General features: G+C 63.7%; 1 protein-coding gene. It reads right to left on the bottom strand.

Annotated elements, in window-relative coordinates:
* The coding region (locus tag HA052_RS27200; protein ID WP_166454449.1) for an ATP-binding cassette domain-containing protein at positions 1–413 on the bottom strand (413 nt) is incomplete at both ends.

Below are 413 nucleotides of genomic sequence, written 5' to 3'. Positions count from 1 at the left end.
TGATGAACAGCACCGCCATATCGTGTTTCTTTTGCAGGTCGGCGATCAGTTGCAGGATCTGCTTCTGGATGGTGACGTCCAGCGCGGTGGTGGGTTCGTCGGCAATCAGCAGCTTGGGTTCGCAGGCAATGGCCATCGCGATCATCACCCGTTGCTGCTGGCCGCCGGACAGCTGGTGCGGGTAGCTGTCCACCTTGTTTTCCGGTTCCGGCAGGCCCACTTCGCGCAACAGTTCGATCGCGCGCCGGCGCGCGGCGCGGCGGCCCAGTTTGGCGTGCAGCATCAAGGCTTCCATGATCTGCTCGCCCACGCTGAACACCGGGTTCAGCGAGCTCATCGGCTCCTGGAAGATCATCGCGATGTCTTTGCCGCGCAGCGCGCGCATCTCGGCGCCGCCGGCCTTGAGCAGATCC

The sequence above is a fragment of the Chromobacterium fluminis genome (assembly GCF_011602385.1).
GTDB lineage: Bacteria > Pseudomonadota > Gammaproteobacteria > Burkholderiales > Chromobacteriaceae > Chromobacterium > Chromobacterium fluminis.
Note: the sequence above shows the minus strand (reverse complement) of the source record. Positions and strands in the feature narration are given on the sequence as shown.